The 21215-nt window shown below is 53.1% G+C and carries 17 protein-coding genes, 4 tRNA genes and 1 rRNA gene; 6 read left to right on the top strand and 16 right to left on the bottom strand.

Features of this window, described 5'->3' with window-relative positions; translation table 11 throughout:
- From thiG to ACVV26_RS20800, 4 genes are all read left to right on the top strand, one after another.
- Positions 1-771: a thiazole synthase gene (thiG, locus tag ACVV26_RS20785; protein ID WP_474799148.1), complete on the top strand. Its 771-nt coding sequence runs from the start codon at positions 1-3 to the stop codon at positions 769-771.
- Positions 768-1901 carry a 2-iminoacetate synthase ThiH gene (thiH, locus tag ACVV26_RS20790; protein WP_474799149.1) on the top strand — a complete coding sequence of 378 codons (1134 nt, stop codon included), beginning with the start codon at positions 768-770 and terminating at the stop codon, positions 1899-1901. The genes thiG and thiH overlap by 4 nt, the downstream gene beginning before the upstream one ends.
- A gap of 65 nt (positions 1902-1966) precedes the next feature.
- Positions 1967-2272, top strand: coding sequence for a PTS sugar transporter subunit IIB (locus ACVV26_RS20795; protein WP_474799150.1), 306 nt, complete (start codon positions 1967-1969; stop codon positions 2270-2272).
- A gap of 2 nt (positions 2273-2274) precedes the next feature.
- Positions 2275-2592, top strand: coding sequence for a PTS lactose/cellobiose transporter subunit IIA (locus tag ACVV26_RS20800; RefSeq protein ID WP_474799152.1), 318 nt, complete (start codon positions 2275-2277; stop codon positions 2590-2592).
- 56 nt (positions 2593-2648) lie between these two features.
- Here the strand turns inward: ACVV26_RS20800 and rpoC are convergent, their stop codons facing one another.
- The 13 genes from rpoC to ACVV26_RS20865 all read right to left on the bottom strand — a co-directional run bounded on the left by rpoC (position 2649) and on the right by ACVV26_RS20865 (position 16814).
- Positions 2649-6872, bottom strand: a complete 4224-nt coding sequence (gene rpoC / locus ACVV26_RS20805) for a DNA-directed RNA polymerase subunit beta' (RefSeq protein ID WP_474799154.1) — start codon at positions 6870-6872, stop codon at positions 2649-2651.
- 76 nt (positions 6873-6948) lie between these two features.
- Positions 6949-10977: a DNA-directed RNA polymerase subunit beta gene (gene rpoB / locus ACVV26_RS20810; RefSeq protein WP_312985781.1), complete on the bottom strand. Its 4029-nt coding sequence runs from the start codon at positions 10975-10977 to the stop codon at positions 6949-6951.
- Between the two features lie 320 nt (positions 10978-11297).
- Positions 11298-11663 carry a 50S ribosomal protein L7/L12 gene (gene rplL, locus ACVV26_RS20815; protein ID WP_002438624.1) on the bottom strand — a complete coding sequence of 122 codons (366 nt, stop codon included), beginning with the start codon at positions 11661-11663 and terminating at the stop codon, positions 11298-11300.
- Between the two features lie 66 nt (positions 11664-11729).
- Positions 11730-12227 (bottom strand): 50S ribosomal protein L10, encoded by a 498-nt coding sequence (gene rplJ, locus ACVV26_RS20820; RefSeq protein WP_002438625.1) that lies wholly within the window; start codon positions 12225-12227, stop codon positions 11730-11732.
- A gap of 349 nt (positions 12228-12576) precedes the next feature.
- Positions 12577-13281 (bottom strand): 50S ribosomal protein L1, encoded by a 705-nt coding sequence (rplA, locus tag ACVV26_RS20825; RefSeq protein WP_474799156.1) that lies wholly within the window; start codon positions 13279-13281, stop codon positions 12577-12579.
- Between the two features lie 3 nt (positions 13282-13284).
- Positions 13285-13713, bottom strand: coding sequence for a 50S ribosomal protein L11 (gene rplK / locus ACVV26_RS20830; RefSeq protein WP_312985778.1), 429 nt, complete (start codon positions 13711-13713; stop codon positions 13285-13287).
- 154 nt (positions 13714-13867) lie between these two features.
- Positions 13868-14413: a transcription termination/antitermination protein NusG gene (gene nusG, locus ACVV26_RS20835; protein ID WP_125295710.1), complete on the bottom strand. Its 546-nt coding sequence runs from the start codon at positions 14411-14413 to the stop codon at positions 13868-13870.
- 1 nt (position 14414) lies between these two features.
- On the bottom strand, positions 14415-14798 hold the full coding sequence (gene secE, locus ACVV26_RS20840) for a preprotein translocase subunit SecE (protein ID WP_002438629.1): 384 nt from the start codon (positions 14796-14798) through the stop codon (positions 14415-14417).
- A 281-nt stretch (positions 14799-15079) separates the two neighbouring features.
- Positions 15080-16264, bottom strand: a complete 1185-nt coding sequence (tuf, locus tag ACVV26_RS20845; protein WP_148051980.1) for an elongation factor Tu — start codon at positions 16262-16264, stop codon at positions 15080-15082.
- 109 nt (positions 16265-16373) lie between these two features.
- Positions 16374-16449: transfer RNA gene (locus ACVV26_RS20850), tRNA-Thr, on the bottom strand.
- A 5-nt stretch (positions 16450-16454) separates the two neighbouring features.
- Positions 16455-16529, bottom strand: a tRNA-Gly gene (locus ACVV26_RS20855).
- Between the two features lie 114 nt (positions 16530-16643).
- A tRNA-Tyr gene (locus ACVV26_RS20860) sits at positions 16644-16728 on the bottom strand.
- A 10-nt stretch (positions 16729-16738) separates the two neighbouring features.
- A tRNA-Thr gene (locus tag ACVV26_RS20865) sits at positions 16739-16814 on the bottom strand.
- Between the two features lie 318 nt (positions 16815-17132).
- On the opposite strand from ACVV26_RS20865, the gene ACVV26_RS20870 reads away from it, so the two are divergent.
- Positions 17133-17681 carry a GNAT family N-acetyltransferase gene (locus ACVV26_RS20870; protein ID WP_474799157.1) on the top strand — a complete coding sequence of 183 codons (549 nt, stop codon included), beginning with the start codon at positions 17133-17135 and terminating at the stop codon, positions 17679-17681.
- 188 nt (positions 17682-17869) lie between these two features.
- Positions 17870-18826: a type I pantothenate kinase gene (gene coaA / locus ACVV26_RS20875; protein ID WP_312985950.1), complete on the top strand. Its 957-nt coding sequence runs from the start codon at positions 17870-17872 to the stop codon at positions 18824-18826.
- Between the two features lie 23 nt (positions 18827-18849).
- On the opposite strand, the gene birA is transcribed toward coaA, so the two are convergent.
- From birA to rrf, 3 genes are all read right to left on the bottom strand, one after another.
- The gene (gene birA, locus ACVV26_RS20880) at positions 18850-19815 is read right to left on the bottom strand and encodes a bifunctional biotin--[acetyl-CoA-carboxylase] ligase/biotin operon repressor BirA (protein WP_474799158.1); all 966 of its coding nucleotides are present in this window, start codon (positions 19813-19815) and stop codon (positions 18850-18852) included.
- The gene (gene murB / locus ACVV26_RS20885; RefSeq protein WP_474799160.1) at positions 19812-20840 is read right to left on the bottom strand and encodes a UDP-N-acetylmuramate dehydrogenase; all 1029 of its coding nucleotides are present in this window, start codon (positions 20838-20840) and stop codon (positions 19812-19814) included. Before murB ends, birA begins: the two co-directional genes overlap by 4 nt.
- A 186-nt stretch (positions 20841-21026) precedes the next feature.
- A 5S ribosomal RNA gene (rrf, locus tag ACVV26_RS20890) occupies positions 21027-21142 on the bottom strand.
- Between the last annotated feature and the right edge of the window lie 73 nt (positions 21143-21215).

Below are 21215 nucleotides of genomic sequence, written 5' to 3' on the forward strand. Positions count from 1 at the left end.
ATGTTACGTATTGCTGATAAAACTTTTGATTCCCACTTGTTTACCGGCACCGGTAAATTTGCCTCATCGCAGTTGATGACCAACGCCCTGCGTGCCAGCGGTAGCCAACTGGTGACGATGGCGATGAAGCGCGTCGATTTTCGTCATCATCAGGACGCTATCCTTGCGCCATTGCAGGCGCTGGGCGTAACGCTGTTGCCCAATACCTCGGGCGCGAAAACCGCTCAGGAAGCGGTATTCGCCGCAAAGCTGGCTCGGGAAGCGTTAGGAACGAGCTGGGTGAAACTGGAAATCCATCCCGACGCGCGTTACCTGCTGCCCGACCCCATCGAAACGCTGCTGGCCGCCGAACAGCTCGTGAAAGCGGGTTTTGTGGTGCTGCCCTATTGCGGCGCCGACCCGGTGCTGTGCAAGCGGCTGGAGGAAGTGGGCTGCGCGGCGGTGATGCCGCTTGGCGCGCCGATTGGCTCTAACCAGGGGCTGCAAACCCGCGCGTTGCTCAACATTATTATCGAACAGGCGACGGTGCCCGTGGTGGTCGACGCCGGGATCGGTGCGCCGAGCCACGCCTGCGAAGCGCTGGAAATGGGTGCCTCGGCGGTGCTGGTGAACACCGCGATTGCCGTGGCTGACGATCCGGTGGCGATGGCGCAGGCGTTTCGTCTGGCAGTAGAGGCAGGCGTCGCCGCGCGAGCCGCTGGTTTAGGCGCGCGGCAGCGGCGTGCAGAGGCCTCCAGCCCGTTAACCCAGTTTCTGGGAGAGGCGCGATGAAAACCTTCACCGATCGCTGGCGCGAGCTGGACTGGGACGACATCCGGCTGTGTATCAACGGCAAAACGCCTGATGATGTTGAACGCGCATTGCGGTGCCCTCGCCCAGGACGCGAGGAGATGATGGCCCTGCTCTCCCCCGCCGCCGACGCGTATCTGGAGCCGCTGGCCCGGCAGGCGCAGCGTTTGACCCGTCAGCGCTTCGGGCATACCGTCAGTTTCTATGTGCCGCTGTACCTGTCCAATCTGTGCGCCAATGACTGCACCTATTGCGGCTTTTCCATGAGCAACCGCATCAAGCGCAAGACGCTGGATGCCGATGAGATTGCCCGTGAATGCACAGCGATAAAAGCGCTGGGGTTCGACCACCTGCTACTGGTGACTGGCGAGCACCAGAGCAAAGTCGGCATGGATTATTTCCGGGCGCATTTCCCGACCATCCGCGAGCAATTTGCCTCCCTGCAAATGGAAGTACAGCCGCTGGCGGAGCAGGAATACGCCGAGCTGAAAACCCTGGGGCTGGATGGCGTAATGGTTTATCAGGAAACCTACCACGAAGCCGTGTATGCCCGGCACCATTTGCGCGGAAACAAGCAGGATTTCTTCTGGCGGCTGGAAACGCCGGATCGCCTCGGGCGCGCCGGGATCGACCGGATCGGGCTGGGCGCATTGATCGGCCTGTCCGACAGCTGGCGCGTTGATTGCTATATGGTGGCGGAACATCTGCTATGGCTGCAACAGCACTACTGGAAAAGCCGTTACTCCATCTCGTTTCCGCGCTTACGCCCCTGCACTGGCGGCGTAGAACCGGCGTCGATTATGGATGAACGCCAACTGGTGCAGACTATCTGCGCGTTTCGCCTGCTTGCGCCAGAGGTCGAACTGTCGCTATCGACCCGTGAATCCCCGGCATTTCGCGATAACGTGATCCCGCTGGCGATCACCAACGTCAGCGCATTCTCTAAAACCCAACCCGGCGGCTATGCCGACGACCACCCTGAGCTTGAACAGTTTGCGCCCCACGATTCACGCAGGCCGGAAGAGGTCGCTGCCGCGCTGAGCCGATCGGGCATTCAACCGGTATGGAAAGACTGGGACAGCTTTTTGGGAAGAGACGCGCAAATATCGTGAAAAAAAGTTGTGGGCTCCCGGACATCGGATAACTATCAATTATCTACAGCCACAGAGAGCGAATCATGAAGAATATCGTTTTATGCTGTGCTGCCGGGATGTCCACCAGCATGTTGGTCCAACGCATGCAGGATGCCGCGCAGAAAAAAGGCATTGAAGTGTCGATTAAAGCAGTGCCCGTCGCCGAGTTTAAGGACAACCTCGACAGCGCGGATATTATTCTGCTCGGCCCGCAGGTGAAGTATGAGCAGGCCAAACTTCAGGGGCTTGCCGATCCGCAGGGCAAGAAAGTCGCGGTAATCGATATGGTGGATTACGGCATGATGAAAGGCGATGTGGTGCTGGAAAAAGCGCTCAAGCTGCTGGAGTAAACATGGACGATCTGGAAACGCTCATTATGGAGCTGTTAGTGAATGCCGGTGCGGCGCGCAGCGAGGCGTTAAGCGCGCTGCGGCTGGCCCGAAGCGGCGACTTTACCGGTGCCGAACAGGCAATGGTGCAATCCCGCGAATTTGTTAAGCAGGCCCATAAAATCCAAACCCAGCTTATCGGGATGGACGAAGGCTCCGGCAAACTGCCGGTGAATCTGATTACCGTGCATTCTCAGGATCACCTGATGAACGCGATGGTCATTCAGGATTTGGCGGAAGATATGATTGAGCTTTACCGGCGGTTGCCGCCCGCAAACTGATTTGTTTCAGCCATAAAAAAACCCGCCGAAGCGGGTTTTTTATTAGCTGAGCACGATTACTCGTTATCAGAACCACCCAGACCTGCGTTCAGCAGTTCTGCGAGGCTGGCAGTGGCGTCTTCTGCAGTCACCTGAGGTGCAGCCGGGAGTTCACCCGCAGCACGGCGACGCATACGATCCTGGTGGTACGCATAACCGGTACCTGCCGGGATCAGACGGCCCACGATCACGTTCTCTTTCAGGCCGCGCAGTTCGTCGCGTTTACCCGCAACCGCTGCTTCAGTCAGCACACGAGTGGTCTCCTGGAACGATGCCGCGGAGATGAAGGACTCGGTTGCCAGAGAGGCTTTTGTGATACCCAGCAGATCGCGCGCGTAAGTCACGCCAATCTTGCCGTTCGCTTCCAGTTCGCGGTTAGCGATCTTGATGCGGGAGTATTCAGCCTGCTCGCCTTCCAGGAAGTCGGAGCTGCCTGCGCTAACGATGGTTGCTTTACGCAGCATCTGACGAACGATAACTTCGATGTGCTTATCGTTAATCTTAACGCCCTGCAGACGGTAAACGTCCTGCACTTCGTTAGTGATGTAACGGGTCACAGCATGGACGCCACGCAGACGCAGAATGTCGTGCGGCGCTTCCGGGCCATCAGACACTACGTCGCCGCGTTCAACGCGTTCACCTTCAAACACGTTGAGCTGACGCCATTTCGGAATCATCTCTTCGTACGGATCGCTACCATCAACCGGCGTGATCACCAGACGGCGTTTACCTTTGGTTTCTTTACCGAAGGAAATGATACCGCTGATTTCCGCCAGGATTGCCGGCTCTTTCGGACGACGCGCTTCGAACAGATCCGCAACGCGCGGCAGACCACCGGTAATATCCTTAGTACCGCTGGATTCCTGAGGAATACGCGCCAGAGCATCACCCGCACCGATCTGAATACCATCTTCCAACTGAACAATCGCTTTACCCGGCAGGAAGTACTGCGCAGGCATGTCGGTGCCAGGGATCAGAACGTCATTACCGTTGGCATCAACGATTTTCAGTGCAGGACGCAGATCTTTACCACCGGCAGTACGTTCAGCAGAATCCAGAACCACCAGAGATGACAGACCGGTCAGCTCGTCAGTCTGACGAGTAATGGTCTGGCCGTCGATCATGTCAGTAAAGCGGATAAAACCACTTACTTCAGTGATAACCGGCATGGTGTGCGGGTCCCAGTTTGCAACGGTTTCGCCGCCGGCAACCTGCTCGCCATCACCTTTCGCCATAACCGCACCGTAAGGCACTTTATAGCTCTCTTTGGTACGACCGAATTCGTCGATCAGCTTCAGCTCGGTGTTACGAGAAGTCACTACCAGTTTACCGGCAGAGTTAACAACCGACTTCGCGTTGCTGAGCTTGATGCTACCTTTGTTTTTCACCTGGATGCTGGATTCAGCAGCCGCACGCGATGCCGCACCACCGATGTGGAACGTACGCATCGTCAGCTGTGTACCCGGCTCACCGATGGACTGTGCCGCGATAACGCCGATAGCTTCACCTTTGTTGATGATGTGGCCACGCGCCAGGTCACGACCGTAGCAGTGCGCACATACACCAAAGTCGGTGTCACAGGATACAACGGAACGCACTTTCACTGAGTCAACAGAGTTAGCTTCTAACACGTCACACCACTGTTCGTGGAGCAGCGTATTACGCGGCACCAGGATGTCAGCAGTGCCCGGCTTGAGCACGTCTTCGGCAGTCACACGGCCCAGAACGCGGTCGCGCAGCGGCTCTTTAACGTCGCCACCCTCGATAACCGGGGTCATCATGATACCTTCGTGGGTACCACAATCGTCTTCAGTCACCACCAGATCCTGCGCCACGTCAACCAGACGACGGGTCAGGTAACCGGAGTTCGCCGTTTTCAGTGCGGTATCCGCCAGACCTTTACGCGCACCGTGCGTGGAGATGAAGTACTGGAGTACGTTCAGACCTTCACGGAAGTTCGCGGTGATCGGCGTTTCAATGATGGAGCCATCCGGCTTCGCCATCAGACCACGCATACCCGCAAGCTGACGAATCTGTGCAGCAGAACCACGCGCACCGGAGTCGGCCATCATGTAGATGCTGTTGAAAGAAACCTGCTGCTCTTCTTCGCCGTTACGGTTAATAACGGTTTCCGTTTGCAGGTTATCCATCATCGCTTTGGATACACGATCGTTCGCCGCAGCCCAGATATCGATAACTTTGTTATAGCGTTCGCCAGCGGTTACCAGACCAGACTGGAACTGTTCCTGAATCTCAGCAACTTCTGCTTCCGCTTCGGAGATGATCTCGTGTTTCTTCTCCGGGATAACCATGTCGTCGATACCTACGGACGCACCTGAGCGCGCTGCATAGGCAAAACCGGTGTACATGGTCTGGTCAGCAAAAATAACGGTCGGCTTCAGGCCCAGAATGCGGTAACAGGTGTTCAGCATTTTGGAGATCGCTTTCTTGCCCAGCGCCTGGTTGACGATGGAGAAAGGCAGACCTTTCGGTACGATCATCCACAGGATCGCACGGCCAACGGTCGTATCGATCAGGCTGGTTTTCGCAACGAATTCGCCGTTAGCGTCTTTTTCGTATTCAGTGATACGCACTTTAACGCGCGCATGCAGAGAGGCCAGGCCAGCGCGATAAATACGCTCAGCTTCTTTCGGGCCAGTCAGCACCATGCCTTCGCCTTTGGCGTTAACACTGTCGCGGGTCATGTAGTACAGACCCAGTACAACGTCCTGAGACGGAACGATGATGGGTTCGCCGTTCGCCGGAGACAGGATGTTGTTGGTAGACATCATCAGCGCACGCGCTTCCAACTGGGCTTCCAGCGTCAGCGGTACGTGAACAGCCATCTGGTCACCATCGAAGTCGGCGTTATAGGCCGCACAAACCAGCGGGTGCAGCTGGATAGCTTTACCTTCGATCAGAACCGGTTCGAACGCCTGAATACCCAGACGGTGCAGGGTTGGCGCACGGTTCAGCAGTACCGGGTGTTCGCGGATAACTTCGTCCAGGATATCCCAAACGACAGCTTCTTCACGCTCAACCATTTTCTTAGCGGCTTTGATGGTGGTGGCGAGGCCACGCAGTTCCAGCTTGCCGTAGATGAACGGTTTGAACAGCTCCAGCGCCATTTTCTTCGGCAGACCGCACTGATGCAGACGCAGGTATGGACCTACGGTGATAACAGAACGACCGGAGTAGTCAACACGCTTACCGAGCAGGTTCTGACGGAAACGACCCTGTTTACCTTTGATCATATCGGCCAAAGATTTCAGAGGACGTTTGTTGGAACCGGTGATCGCACGACCGCGACGGCCGTTATCCAGCAGGGCGTCAACCGCTTCCTGCAGCATACGTTTTTCGTTGCGTACGATGATGTCCGGCGCAGCCAGATCAAGCAGACGTTTCAGACGGTTGTTACGGTTGATCACGCGACGATACAGATCGTTCAGATCGGACGTCGCGAAACGACCGCCATCCAGCGGTACCAGCGGACGCAAATCTGGCGGCAGAACCGGCAGAACGGTCAGGATCATCCACTCCGGCTTGTTGCCAGACTGAACGAACGCTTCCAGCAGCTTGATACGCTTGGTCAGCTTTTTACGTTTCGTTTCAGAGTTGGTTTCGTTCAACTCTTCGCGCAGCTGTTCGCATTCCTGCTCCAGATCCATGCTTTTCAGCAGGGCCTGAATAGCTTCGGCGCCCATTTTCGCGTCGAATTCGTCACCGAACTCTTCCAGCGCGTCCAGGTACTGTTCTTCGGTCAGGATCTGGCTACGTTCGAGGTTGGTCATGCCACCTTCGATAACCACATAAGATTCGAAGTACAGAACACGTTCGATATCGCGCAGCGGCATATCCAGCAGCAGACCGATACGGGACGGCAGGGATTTCAGGAACCAAATGTGCGCGGTCGGAGAGGCCAGTTCGATGTGACCCATACGCTCACGGCGCACTTTAGTCTGAGTGACTTCAACGCCGCACTTCTCACAAATCACACCACGGTGTTTCAGGCGTTTGTACTTACCGCACAGACACTCGTAGTCTTTTACTGGCCCGAAAATACGCGCACAGAAAAGGCCGTCACGCTCAGGCTTGAACGTACGGTAGTTGATGGTTTCCGGCTTCTTAACTTCACCGAACGACCATGAACGGATCATGTCTGGCGAGGCCAGAGCAATTTTGATCGCATCAAACTCTTCGGTTTTAGTCTGCGCTTTCAGAAACTTTAATAAATCTTTCACGGATTGGCTCCCGTCGGAGTTAGCACAATCTGCCGCCAGGTTTTACCCTGGCAGCAGTGACCTGTTTGAGCGAGAGTTACTCGTCTTCCAGCTCGATATTGATACCCAGCGAACGGATCTCTTTCAACAATACGTTGAAGGATTCCGGCATGCCCGGTTCCATCTGATGGTTGCCATCCACGATGTTCTTATACATCTTGGTACGGCCGTTCACGTCATCAGACTTAACGGTCAGCATTTCCTGCAGGGTATAGGCAGCGCCGTATGCTTCCAGTGCCCACACTTCCATCTCACCGAAGCGCTGGCCACCGAACTGTGCCTTACCACCCAGCGGCTGCTGAGTAACCAGGCTGTAAGAGCCGGTGGAACGGGCGTGCATTTTGTCATCAACCAGGTGGTTCAGTTTCAGCATGTACATGTAGCCAACGGTTACCTGGCGCTCGAATTGCTCACCGGTACGACCGTCGAACAGTGTGATCTGACCGGAAGTCGGCAGGCCACCCAGCTGTAACAGCTCCTTGATTTCAGACTCTTTCGCACCGTCGAATACCGGCGTTGCAATCGGCATACCTTTTTTCAGGTTTTCAGCCAGACGCAGGACTTCTTCATCGCTGAAGGTGTTCAGGTCAACTTTCTGACAAACGTCTGCACCGAGGTCATACGCTTTCTGGATGAATTCGCGCAGTTTCGCAACTTCCTGCTGCTGTTTCAGCATGGCGTTAATCTTGTCGCCGATACCTTTCGCAGCCATACCCAGGTGGGTTTCCAGAATCTGACCGATGTTCATACGAGACGGTACGCCCAGCGGGTTCAGTACGATGTCAACCGGCGTGCCGTTTTCATCGTAAGGCATATCTTCGATCGGGTTGATCTTGGAGATAACACCTTTGTTACCGTGGCGGCCTGCCATTTTGTCACCCGGCTGAATCTGGCGTTTAACGGCCAGATACACTTTAACGATTTTCAGCACGCCCGGTGCCAGGTCATCGCCCTGAGTGATTTTGCGGCGCTTAGCTTCGAGTTTCTTCTCAAACTCGTGCTTCAGCTCGTCGTACTGCTCAGCCAACTGCTCAAGCTGATTCTGTTTCTCTTCGTCGGTCAGGCCCAGTTCCAGCCAGCGATCGCGGGACAGCTTGTCGAGCTTCTCAGCTTCAACGCCGCCAGCAACCAGCACAGCATAGATACGACCAAACAGGCCGGCTTCGAGGATCTGCAGTTCTTCAGACAGGTCTTTCTTAGCCTGCTTAAGCTGCATTTCTTCGATTTCCAGGGCACGCTTGTCTTTTTCCACGCCATCGCGGGTAAAGACCTGAACGTCGATAACGGTACCGGAAACACCGTTCGGTACGCGCAGAGAAGAGTCTTTAACGTCAGACGCTTTCTCACCGAAGATCGCACGCAGCAGTTTCTCTTCTGGCGTCAGCTGGGTTTCGCCTTTCGGCGTTACCTTACCGACCAGAATGTCGCCGCCGGTCACTTCAGCACCGATATAAACGATACCGGATTCATCCAGTTTGGAGAGCGCAGCCTCACCCACGTTCGGGATGTCAGCGGTGATCTCTTCCGGCCCCAGCTTGGTGTCACGGGACACACACGCCAGTTCCTGAATGTGGATGGTCGTGAAACGGTCTTCCTGAACCACACGCTCGGAAACGAGGATGGAGTCTTCGAAGTTGTAACCATTCCACGGCATGAACGCTACGCGCATGTTCTGACCGAGCGCCAGTTCACCGAGGTCGGTGGACGGACCGTCTGCCAGCACGTCGCCGCGCTCAACCGGCTCACCCAGAGACACGCACGGCATCTGGTTGATGCAGGTGTTCTGGTTAGAACGGGTGTATTTAGTCAGGTTATAGATGTCGATACCTGCTTCGCCCGGGTACATCTCGTCTTCGTTAACTTTGATAACGATACGGGATGCATCCACGTACTGAACGGTACCGCCACGTTTAGCCACGGCGGTTACGCCGGAGTCAACGGCAACAGCACGTTCCATACCGGTACCCACCAGCGGCTTATCAGCACGCAGAGTCGGAACCGCCTGACGTTGCATGTTCGCACCCATCAATGCACGGTTGGCGTCATCGTGTTCCAGGAACGGGATCAGGGACGCACCGACGGAAACCACCTGCTGGGTGGAAACGTCCATGTAGTCAACCTGGTCGTTGCTGAACAAGCTGGATTCGCCTTTACTACGGCAAGTGACCAGATCGTCGACGAAACGGCCTTCTTCGGTCAGGTTGGTGTTCGCCTGAGCGATGACGTAGTTACCTTCTTCAATTGCGGAGAGGTAATGGATCTCGTCAGTCACCACGCCATCAACAACGCGACGATACGGGGTTTCGAGGAAGCCGTATTCGTTAGTCTGTGCGTACACAGACAGGGAGTTGATCAGACCGATGTTCGGACCTTCAGGAGTTTCGATAGGACATACACGACCGTAGTGGGTTGGGTGTACGTCACGTACTTCAAAGCCCGCACGCTCACGAGTCAGACCGCCAGGGCCGAGTGCAGAGATACGACGCTTGTGCGTAATCTCAGACAGCGGGTTGTTCTGGTCCATAAACTGAGACAGCTGGCTGGAACCAAAGAACTCTTTCACTGCCGCAGAGATCGGCTTGGCGTTGATCATATCCTGAGGCATCAGGGTATCAAGGTCGCCCAGAGAAAGACGCTCTTTCACCGCGCGCTCAACACGCACCAGGCCAACGCGGAATTGGTTTTCCGCCATTTCGCCTACGGAACGGATACGACGGTTGCCGAGGTGGTCGATATCATCCACTTCGCCTTTGCCGTTACGGATATCGATGAGCTTCTTCATCACTTCGATGATGTCGTCTTTGCTCAGGATACCGGAGCCTTCGATTTCTTCGCGCAGCAGAGAACGGTTGAACTTCATACGGCCAACCGCGGACAGATCGTAGCGGTCTTCAGAGAAGAACAGGTTCTCGAACAGGCTTTCAGCAGCTTCGCGCGTCGGCGGCTCACCAGGGCGCATCATGCGGTAGATTTCTACCAGCGCGCTAAGACGATCGTTGGTCGGGTCGACACGTACCGTTTCGGACATGTAGGCGCCGTGATCCAGATCGTTGGTGAACAGTGTTTCGATACGCTTGTGACCGGACTGGCTCAGTTTCGCCAGCAGATCCAGAGAGAGTTCCATGTTCGCCGCGCAAATCAGCTCGCCGGTGGACTCATCAACGTAATCTTTCGCAGCCACTTTACCGGCAATGTATTCAACCGGTACTTCGATGTGCTTAATGTCGTCTTTTTCAAGCTGGCGAATATGGCGCGCAGTAATGCGGCGGCCTTTTTCGACATAGACTTTGCCGTCTGCTTCGATATCGAAAGAGGCGGTTTCGCCACGCAGACGCTCCGGGACCAGCTCCATTTGCAGCTTGTTGTCACGGATTTCGAAAATCACTTTCTCAAAGAACAGGTCAAGGATCTGTTCAGTGGTGTAGTTCAGCGCGCGCAGAATAATGGTTGCAGGCAGTTTACGGCGACGGTCGATACGGACAAACAGGTTGTCTTTCGGATCGAACTCGAAGTCCAGCCAGGAACCACGGTAAGGGATAATACGTGCGTTATACAGCACCTTACCTGAAGAGTGAGTTTTACCCTTGTCGCTGTCGAAGAACACACCCGGGCTACGGTGCAGCTGAGACACGATAACGCGCTCAGTACCGTTGATAACGAAAGTACCGTTATCGGTCATGAGCGGGATTTCGCCCATGTACACTTCTTGTTCTTTAATGTCTTTAACGGTGCCTTCCGGCGCTTCGCGCTCGTAGATCACCAGACGCAGTTTCACGCGCAGCGGAGCCGAATAGGTTACGCCACGGATTTGACACTCTTTAACGTCAAATACGGGTTCGCCAAGACGGTAACTGACGTACTGCAGTTCCGAGTTGCCGCTATAGCTCTTGATCGGGAACACGGAACGGAATGCCGCTTCCAGACCATACTGGCCTTCAGGATCTTGCTCGATAAACTTCTGGAACGAGTCAAGCTGGATAGAAAGGAGATAAGGAATGTCCAACACTTGCGGACGTTTTCCAAAATCCTTACGAATACGTTTTTTCTCGGTATAGGAGTAAACCATAGGGTTCCTCAGCTCGCTGACAAGTCGACCCACTCTGTCCATTGAATAAGGACAGTTTATGCAACACCATTTTGTTGACCGGAAAATGGAACACTTTCCGCAATGCCTGTTTCTATCACTCTTAAACCATTTCGTTGCGATTTACACAGCGCGCTTGCCCTGTCGCAATATATTAAGTCGTCGATAGAAATAACCATTGGGGGAAACCAGTAGATAAATAGTGTGAAAGGCTACTGGCGCCCTGTAGCGCAAAAAGGCTGGTGACCAAAAAGTCACCAGCCATCAGCCTGATTACTCAGGCTGCAACCAGAAAAGTTGGCTTATTTAACTTCAACTTCAGCGCCAGCTTCTTCCAGAGATTTTTTCAGAGCTTCTGCGTCGTCTTTGCTGATGCCTTCTTTCAGAGCGGCCGGAGCGGATTCAACCAGGTCTTTAGCTTCTTTCAGACCCAGGCCAGTCGCGCCACGTACAGCTTTGATTACGGCAACTTTGTTAGCGCCGGCAGCTTTCAGAATTACGTCGAATTCAGTTTTCTCTTCAGCAACTTCAGCCGGGCCAGCAGCAACAGCTACAGCAGCAGCAGCAGAAACACCGAATTTTTCTTCCATTGCAGAAATCAGTTCTACAACGTCCATTACGGACATAGCGGATACTGCTTCAATGATTTGATCTTTAGTGATAGACATTTAAATTGTTCCTGAAAATCAGAATAAAGTTATATGTAAGCAGATGCTTTATAAAGATAACTGCGATTAAGCAGCTTCTTTTGCATCGCGAACAGCAGCCAGAGTGCGAACCAGTTTGCCAGCCGAAGCTTCTTTCATGGTTGCCATCAGGCGTGCAATTGCTTCTTCGTAGGTCGGCAGGGTTGCCAGGCGATCGATTTGCGATGCCGGGATCAACTCACCTTCAAAGGCTGCAGCTTTGACCTCAAATTTTGCATTCGCTTTCGCGAACTCTTTGAACAGACGAGCAGCAGCGCCCGGGTGTTCCATAGAGTATGCAATCAGGGTCGGACCAACGAACGCGTCTTTCAGGCACTCAAACTGAGTCCCTTCAACAACACGGCGCAGCAGGGTGTTACGAACAACACGCATGTATACGCCGGCTTCGCGACCTGCTTTACGCAGTTCAGTCATTTTGTCTACAGTTACGCCACGGGAATCCGCAACTACTGCAGACAGCGCGCCTTTGGCTACTTCGCTGACTTCAGCAACAATCGCTTGTTTGTCTTGAAGATTTAAAGCCATTAGCTTTGCTCCTGGATGTTTGCCGGAACTCATGTTCCGGAACTCACTTCACTCTTCCCAAAAAGAAAAGAGCGTCTTAATACGGTGAGCAGAAACAAGCCAAAGAAAACTTTTAAAAAGGTCTTCAGGTTCTGTCACCGTCTACGCAGGACATTAAGTTTCAAAGAAACACCTGCGGTCTTGGACGGGGCCTGGATAAGGCCAGGCTCCAACCGAAAATTCTGTCTATGCGTTCACCTTTTGAATCACTGCTGCGATTCGCATGGCCCGCATAGCGTTCTGTCTTATTCGACAGAATCGTGGGCGTAAGATTGTAGACAAATCCGCCGCCCACGTAAATAGCGAATTATTAGTTCGCTACTGCGTTCAGACCAGCCTGGTCAACCGCAACACCTGCACCCATGGTGGTGGAGATGCTAACTTTCTTAATGAAAACGCCTTTCGCCTGAGACGGTTTTGCTTTTTTCAGCGCAACAAGCAGGGCTTCCAGGTTTTCTTTCAGTTTGTCAGCGTCAAAGTCCACTTTACCGATGGTGGTGTGGATGATGCCGTTTTTGTCGTTACGGTAACGAACTTGACCAGCTTTCGCGTTTTTAACCGCTTCAGCAACGTTCGGCGTTACAGTACCGACTTTCGGGTTCGGCATCAGGCCGCGTGGGCCCAGAACCTGGCCCAGTTGACCAACAACGCGCATTGCATCCGGGGAAGCAATAACAACGTCAAAGTTCATTTCGCCTTTCTTGATCTGCTCAGCCAGATCTTCCATACCTACCAGCTCAGCGCCAGCAGCTTTAGCTGCTTCAGCGTTCGGGCCCTGGGTAAATACAGCTACGCGAACTGAACGGCCAGTACCGTGCGGCAGTACAGTTGCACCACGTACGTTCTGGTCAGATTTACGCGCGTCGATGCCGAGGTTAACAGCAACGTCAACGCTTTCTACGAATTTAGCGGTAGCCAGTTCTTTCAGCAGAGAAATAGCTTCGTTGATGTCGTACTGTTTGGTCGCATCAACTTTCTCACGGATCACACGCATGCGCTTGGTCAGTTTAGCCATTTCTTAGTCCTCCACTACCAGGCCCATGGAACGAGCAGTACCTTCGATTGAGCGAGTCATCGCTTCAATGTCAGCACCAGTCATGTCCGCTGCTTTAGTCTGCGCAATTTCCTGCACCTGAGCGCGGGTTACTTTACCCACTTTGTCTTTGTTCGGCTTGCCGGAACCAGACTTAACACCAGCCGCTTTTTTCAGCAGAACGGCTGCCGGCGGAGTTTTGGTAACGAAGGTGAAAGAACGGTCAGCATAAACGGTGATAACAACCGGGATCGGCAGACCTTTTTCGATGGAATCAGTTTTGGCGTTGAACGCTTTGCAGAATTCCATGATGTTCACGCCCTGCTGGCCCAGTGCCGGACCAACTGGCGGACTCGGGTTCGCCATACCAGCTGCTACTTGCAGCTTAACGTAGGCTTGTACTTTCTTAGCCATTCTAAAATCCTCTGATTGGGTGATAGCGCTTCAGTGAAGCTCCCCGTTATAAAAGTCGTCTTACGGGCAAGGCCCATAAAAACAAAAGGCGCGAAATTGTAGTCCAATCTCGCGCCCTGTGCAACGATTAATCGTTGCTTTTACAACCTGACTGTTAGGCCTTTTCGACCTGAGCAAAGTCCAGTTCGACTGGCGTTGCGCGTCCGAAAATGGATACAGACACTTTCAGGCGGCTTTTCTCGTAATCGACTTCTTCAACAACACCGTTGAAGTCAGCAAACGGACCATCGCTAACACGAACCATCTCACCCGGCTCAAACAGCGTTTTCGGACGCGGCTTATCACCTACCTGCTGCAGGCGGTTCATAATCGCATCGACTTCTTTATCGCTAATCGGAGCCGGACGATCCGAAGTACCACCGATGAAGCCCATCACACGCGGTACGCTGCGCACTAAGTGCCAGCTCGCATCGTTCATGACCATTTGGACCAGCACATAGCCCGGGAAGAATTTGCGTTCGCTTTTGCGACGCTGGCCGCCACGGATTTCCACAACTTCTTCAGTTGGGACCATCACGTCGCCAAACAACTCTTCCATGTTATGTAATTTGATATGCTCGCGCAGGGAAGTCGCTACGCGGCCTTCAAAACCGGAAAACGCCTGAACGACGTACCAGCGCTTTTTAGGAGCTTCAGACATCTCAGAACCTCAGGCCAGTGATAAAAGAAACCAGGCGGACCAGAATACCATCCAGGCCCCACAGGATCAGTGACATTACAGCAGTAACCGCCGCTACAATTAACGTGGTATGCAATGTTTCCTGGCGAGTTGGCCAAATCACTTTACGGACTTCGGTTCTCGCTTCACGGGCAAACGCGACGGTCGCTTTGCCTTTCGTGGTCAGCAGCGCAACGCCGCCCGCTGCCGCAATTAAAATCACCACTGCCAGGGCACGCAACGGCAGGGATATATCACGATAAATGTAGTTGCCTACGATAGCTACGATAAGCAGCACCGCCACGGCGATCCATTTCATCGCTTCCAGGCCGCGCCCACTTCCCTGAGCTTCGGTATTCGCACTCATAAACCAACCTGTCACAATAAATCAGACAAACATTTTTGCCCCGCTACAGCGAGGCAAACCGAACCGAATCGTGTATTTCCGTCATTTTTCAATAAGTTACTGTATTAATCAGTAACATGGCGGAGGATAAATGTTTCGGACTAAACGCCCTCTTCAGAGCCTGTCTCAGCAATGATTATGAGAAAAAAATCACTGATGAGCCAGGTTCTGGTTCGAAAGCGTGCAAAAAGGGCATCAAATGATGCCCTTTTCATGCGCATTGCGTCAAATGTTATCAGCGATTAGCTGAGAACTTTAGCAACAACGCCCGCGCCAACGGTACGGCCGCCTTCACGGATTGCGAAACGCAGACCGTCGTCCATCGCGATCGGGTGGATCAGGGTAACAACCATTTTGATGTTGTCGCCCGGCATTACCATCTCAACGCCTTCCGGCAGTTCGATGGTGCCAGTCACGTCAGTGGTACGGAAGTAGAACTGCGGACGGTAGCCCTTGAAGAACGGAGTGTGACGGCCGCCTTCGTCTTTGGACAGAATGTACACTTCAGATTCGAACTTGGTGTGCGGCTTGATGGAGCCCGGCTTAGCCAGTACCTGACCACGTTCGATTTCTTCACGTTTGATACCACGCAGCAGAACACCCACGTTCTCGCCCGCACGGCCTTCGTCCAGCAGTTTGCGGAACATTTCAACGCCGGTACAGGTTGATTTCGCAGTATCCTTGATACCCACGATTTCAACTTCTTCACCCACTTTGATGATGCCGCGCTCTACACGACCGGTAACAACGGTACCACGGCCGGAGATGGAGAATACGTCTTCGATCGGCAGCAGGAACGGCTTGTCAATCGCACGCTCTGGTTCCGGGATGTAGGAATCCAGGTAGCCAGCCAGTTCGATGATTTTCTCTTCCCACTCTGCTTCGCCTTCCAGCGCTTTCAGCGCGGAACCACGAACGATCGGGGTGTCGTCGCCCGGGAAGTCGTACTGAGACAGCAGTTCGCGAACTTCCATCTCAACCAGTTCCAGCAGCTCTTCGTCATCAACCATGTCGCATTTGTTCAGGAACACGATGATGTACGGAACGCCTACCTGGCGACCCAGCAGGATGTGCTCACGGGTCTGCGGCATCGGGCCGTCGGTCGCAGCAACAACCAGGATCGCGCCGTCCATCTGCGCAGCACCGGTGATCATGTTTTTCACATAGTCGGCGTGGCCCGGGCAGTCAACGTGCGCGTAGTGGCGAGTCGGGGTGTCATATTCAACGTGAGAGGTGTTGATGGTGATACCACGAGCTTTTTCTTCCGGCGCGTTATCGATCTGATCGAATGCACGAGCAGAACCACCGTAGGTTTTAGCCAGAACGGTAGTGATGGCAGCGGTCAGCGTTGTTTTACCATGGTCAACGTGGCCGATAGTACCGACGTTAACGTGCGGTTTTGTACGTTCAAACTTTTCTTTAGACATCGATTGTCCCTCTAAGACACGGATAAATCGGTGATATCACCACATCAACCAGGCACAAGCCTGAATTTGTTGAATATAAACAGAAAAGAAGCAGGGAGGATAAAAGAAGTGGTGCTGATAGGCAGATTCGAACTGCCGACCTCACCCTTACCAAGGGTGCGCTCTACCAACTGAGCTATATCAGCACATCTGGAGCGGGCAGCGGGAATCGAACCCGCATCATCAGCTTGGAAGGCTGAGGTAATAGCCATTATACGATGCCCGCATCCTGGAACTCGGCTACCTGATTCTTCTGTTTGAATATGAAGAGAAGCCCTTCACTATTCGAGCCGATTCGCTGACGCTTATCGTCTCGGGCTACGCAGCGCGCAACCTAAAATGGTGGTGGGGGAAGGATTCGAACCTTCGAAGTCGATGACGGCAGATTTACAGTCTGCTCCCTTTGGCCGCTCGGGAACCCCACCGGGTACTTGATGGTGCCGGCTACCGGAATCGAACTGGTGACCTACTGATTACAAGTCAGTTGCTCTACCTACTGAGCTAAGCCGGCATCAAGTAGCGCGCATTCTAGGAACTGCCGGGCCCGCATGCAACAAAAAAATTGCATAAAACGCTCTACCGCTCACATTTTGAACTAAGCCCGTCACTTCTGGCACTATTTTGACCAGCGAAGCGTAAGAAACAGTCAGGATTTTGTTTGTTGACCGGCATCGGGACGCACAAGGGTTGTGCATAGCCGCAGGTTTAACGCTTTTAAATGAGGCATCCCCGTTTTACATGGCGTCATTTTTGGCGCTGTGGCAGTTTTTTTGCTGCTGGATCACATATTGCATTCTTTTACTGTGTCCTGTGATCCGGAGGTGCCGCTATGAAAATTATCGCCTTAAACGCGTCTACACTGCCCGTCTATTGCCGGGAACTCTCCAACATCCTATTAGATGTACTGGCGGATGGCGCATTGGGAGGCTATCAGCAATCTGTCAGCCGGGAAGAAGCAGAAAGCGCGTTCTACCGCCTCAGGGATGCATTAAGCAACCAGGAAACCCTGATATGGATCGCTCGTGATGAGTCCGGCGTAGTGGGCTATGCTCGCCTGGATCTGTGTGCGGATGCTGATGGGCTTAACCGTGCTGAGATCAAAGGTGTGATGGTGCATCGTCGCGCCCGGCGGCTGGGAGCAGGCAAGAAGCTTATTCAGGCGGTTGAAGATGCGGCGTCTCAGTCTCGTCGGGGGCTGCTTTATCTGGATGTCCAGGCGGGAACGCCTGCTGAGGCCTTCTGGCGGGCCGCAGGCTACCGTTACCTGGGGGAAATGCCGGATTATGTGTGCTCCGCCGATGGTTATTGCCACTCCGCCGTTATTTACTATAAGCGCCTGTTCGCCGTAAATCCGTACCCGCGCGCCGTTGCGAGCTAAGCTTTATAAACGTGATGCTTTCACTGGAAAGCATCACTCCTTTTGATTTTTTCTTCTTATTCTTTGCATTCTGGTGTTACCCTCCTGCCCATCGTTGAAACTGATATCTATGGCGTGTCACTGGCCGTTTATGAAATGAAACGAACCAGCCAGAGCGTTCATCCTTGTCCGCAATGACAGGCAAACACATGCTGAAAAGTAATACAGAGCAAACAATAATGACTCCTTATCTTCAGTTTAACCGGAGCCAGTGGGCTGCGCTTCGTGACTCAGTCCCAATGACCTTAACTGAAGGCGAAATCGCGCGCCTGAAGGGTATAAACGAAGATCTCTCGCTGGATGAAGTGGCTGAAATTTATTTGCCCCTGTCGCGCTTACTGAATTTTTATATCAGCTCTAATCTTCGCCGCCAGGCAGTGTTAGAACAGTTTTTAGGGACTAACGGGCAGCGTATCCCCTATATCATCAGTATTGCCGGCAGTGTCGCCGTGGGAAAAAGCACGACGGCGCGTGTGCTTCAGGCGCTATTGTCGCGCTGGCCCGAGCACCGTCGCGTTGAATTAATCACCACCGATGGCTTTCTACACCCCAATCAGGTGCTTAAAGACCGAAATCTGATGAAAAAGAAAGGATTCCCACAATCCTATGATATGCATCGGCTGGTTAAATTCGTTTCCGATCTGAAATCCGGCGTTCCGAATGTTACGGCTCCGGTTTACTCCCATCTTATTTATGATGTTATTCCCGATGGGGATAAAGTCGTGACCCAGCCGGATATATTAATCCTTGAGGGATTAAATGTATTACAAAGCGGCATGGATTATCCGCACGACCCTCACCATGTATTTGTTTCTGATTTCGTCGACTTTTCTATTTATGTCGATGCGCCAGAAGATTTATTACAGACATGGTATATCAACCGCTTTTTGAAATTCCGGGAAGGGGCTTTTACCGACCCGGATTCTTATTTCCATAATTACGCCAGACTATCAGAAGAAGAGGCCGTCAACGTGGCCACCCAACTGTGGAAAGAAATCAACTGGCTGAATTTAAAAGAGAACATTCTACCAACACGAGAGCGAGCCAGTCTGATAATGACCAAAAGCGCCGATCACGCTGTTGAATGCGTCAGGTTACGCAAATAAAAAAGGGAGCTTAGCTCCCTTTTTTATTGTCCTGCGCTGCGTAACGAGATTTCACCGCCAATCCACGGCTTAACCGCGCCATCCTGCTCCAGTAATAATGCGCCCTGCTCGTCAATGCCCCGGGAAATACCAAAGATTTCCTTTTCGCCAATAATCAGTTTCACCGGACGATGGATAAAGTTATCCAGTTTTTCCCAACGGCTCAGGAAAGACGCTAAGCCATCCTGCTCGAAGATTTTCAACGCGTTGCGTAATTCATTAATAAGCCGTACGGCGAGCTTATTACGATCGATATGAATACCCGCTTCCTGCAGGTTAATCCAGCCCTGGTTAACGACCTCTTCTTCAACCCGACGCATTGCCAGGTTAATGCCCGCACCGATGACAATCTGCGCCGCATCACCAGTTTTGCCGGTTAATTCAACCAGAATACCCGCCAGCTTTCGGTCCTGAAGATACAGGTCATTCGGCCATTTAACACGCACCTGATCGGCGCCCAATTCATGCAGCACTTCAGCCATGACAATACCGATGACCAGACTTAGGCCAATCGCAGCGGCTGGGCCCTGCTCAAGACGCCAGTACATCGATAAATAGAGGTTAGCGCCGAATGGCGAGAACCATTTCCGGCCGCGACGGCCACGACCGGCCTGCTGATATTCCGCAATACACGCATCGCCGGAAGAGAGGCTTGCCAGATGGTCGAGAAGATACTGGTTGGTAGAGTCGATAACCGGTAACACGCTTACTGATCTGGCATCAATTTGGCTCTGAATAAACGATGCATCCAGCAGTTGGATAGGTTCAGGGAGGCTATAACCTTTTCCCGGTACGGTAAACACATCCACGCCCCAGTCGCGCAGCGTCTGGATGTGCTTATTAATCGCCGCACGGCTCATACCTAATTTTTCGCCCAGCTGCTCACCCGAATGGAATTCGCCATCCGCAAGGAGAGAGATAAGCGTTAAAGGTATCTTATTATCCTTCATGAAATTGTCTCCACGGCATTCACTTCGCCAGCCTGACCAATAAAACGCACCTCCGGTTCAAGCCAGATGTTAAATCGCTCACCCACGCGCTGTCGCACATGATGTGCCAGGCTTACCACATCCTGGCTGGTCGCGTTATCCAGATTAACCAGTACCAGTGCTTGCTGACGATGTACGGCTGCGCCTCCCACCCGGTATCCCTTCAACTGGCATTGATCGATCAGCCAGCCCGCGGCGAGCTTAACGCTTCCGTCGGCCTGAGGGTAATGAGGTATGCGGGGAAACTGCTCAATGAGCCGTGCAGCCTGCTCAGCGCTAATGACAGGATTTTTAAAAAAGCTGCCTGCATTGCCCTGTACACGGGGATCGGGCAGTTTGGTTTGCCGCATATGACAGACGCTATGAAAGACCTGTTGTGGGGTTACAGTCGCAGGATCTAATTGGGCGAGATCGCCATAGGTCAAAACGGGCATCCAACGTTTGTTCAGGCGCAGCCCCACTGCGATAATCGCAAAGCGGTTCTGATAGGCCTGCTTGAAGATGCTATCCCGATAGCCAAACTGACAATCAGCATTATCGACACGCAATATTTTGCCGGTTGCGAGCTCAATGCAGTCGACGTATTCACAGACCTGCTTAAGCTCGACGCCGTACGCGCCGATGTTCTGGATCGGCGACGATCCGGTGCAGCCGGGGATAAGCGCCAGGTTTTCAAGTCCAGGCATGCCATTGTTGAGCGTGTATTCGACCAGCTTGTGCCAGTTCTCCCCTGCGCCAACATGAATATGCCAGGCTTCTTCCGTCTCTGTCACGGCGATGCCTGCAATGCGATTGATAATTACCGTACCGTCAAAGTCTTTAAGAAAAAGAACATTACTGCCCCCTCCCAGAATCATCACCGGTTCGCCCTGCCGTACTGCATCAAGCCAGGCCTGCTGTAACGACTCTGGTGTCGCCGCCTCAATCAGCTTTTTAGCGCGGCATTCCAGATTAAAACTATTAAAAGGTTTGAGGGAGATACGCATGATTTTTTCCTGATACTACGATCCCGCTAGTTTACCCGATCGCGCAGCGTAAGGCTTGTATCATGGGTTAACCGATGGAGAGCAATAGTGGGTTTCAAAGCTTTTGGCAGGAAGGTTAAGTGTATTTTTCTGGATTGCAGACAGCAAAAAGCCCATCCGTGAGGATGGGCTTCTGCTTTGTTTGATGCCTGGCAGTTCCCTACTCTCGCATGGGGAGACCCCACACTACCATCGGCGCTACGGCGTTTCACTTCTGAGTTCGGCATGGGGTCAGGTGGGACCACCGCGCTCTTGCCGCCAGGCAAATTCTGTTCACCTGCCGCACTGGTTATTTCTCACAGGGCCGCAGGCATTAATCCGGTTAAGCTGAAAATC

The sequence above is a fragment of the Atlantibacter sp. MEI4A-1023 genome, assembly GCF_056155425.1.

Coding starts and splice junctions, on each gene's coding strand:
- nusG (WP_125295710.1), bottom strand. CDS start 14,413: ATGTCTGAAGCTCCTAAAAAGCGCTGGTACGTCGTTCAGGCGTTTTCC.
- ACVV26_RS20800 (WP_474799152.1), top strand. CDS start 2,275: ATGGACGATCTGGAAACGCTCATTATGGAGCTGTTAGTGAATGCCGGT.
- rplL (WP_002438624.1), bottom strand. CDS start 11,663: ATGTCTATCACTAAAGATCAAATCATTGAAGCAGTATCCGCTATGTCC.
- tuf (WP_148051980.1), bottom strand. CDS start 16,264: ATGTCTAAAGAAAAGTTTGAACGTACAAAACCGCACGTTAACGTCGGT.
- rplA (WP_474799156.1), bottom strand. CDS start 13,281: ATGGCTAAACTGACCAAGCGCATGCGTGTGATCCGTGAGAAAGTTGAT.
- ACVV26_RS20795 (WP_474799150.1), top strand. CDS start 1,967: ATGAAGAATATCGTTTTATGCTGTGCTGCCGGGATGTCCACCAGCATG.
- rplJ (WP_002438625.1), bottom strand. CDS start 12,227: ATGGCTTTAAATCTTCAAGACAAACAAGCGATTGTTGCTGAAGTCAGC.
- rplK (WP_312985778.1), bottom strand. CDS start 13,713: ATGGCTAAGAAAGTACAAGCCTACGTTAAGCTGCAAGTAGCAGCTGGT.
- birA (WP_474799158.1), bottom strand. CDS start 19,815: ATGAAGGATAATAAGATACCTTTAACGCTTATCTCTCTCCTTGCGGAT.
- rpoB (WP_312985781.1), bottom strand. CDS start 10,977: ATGGTTTACTCCTATACCGAGAAAAAACGTATTCGTAAGGATTTTGGA.
- secE (WP_002438629.1), bottom strand. CDS start 14,798: ATGAGTGCGAATACCGAAGCTCAGGGAAGTGGGCGCGGCCTGGAAGCG.
- coaA (WP_312985950.1), top strand. CDS start 17,870: ATGCTGAAAAGTAATACAGAGCAAACAATAATGACTCCTTATCTTCAG.
- murB (WP_474799160.1), bottom strand. CDS start 20,840: ATGCGTATCTCCCTCAAACCTTTTAATAGTTTTAATCTGGAATGCCGC.
- ACVV26_RS20870 (WP_474799157.1), top strand. CDS start 17,133: ATGAAAATTATCGCCTTAAACGCGTCTACACTGCCCGTCTATTGCCGG.
- thiH (WP_474799149.1), top strand. CDS start 768: ATGAAAACCTTCACCGATCGCTGGCGCGAGCTGGACTGGGACGACATC.
- thiG (WP_474799148.1), top strand. CDS start 1: ATGTTACGTATTGCTGATAAAACTTTTGATTCCCACTTGTTTACCGGC.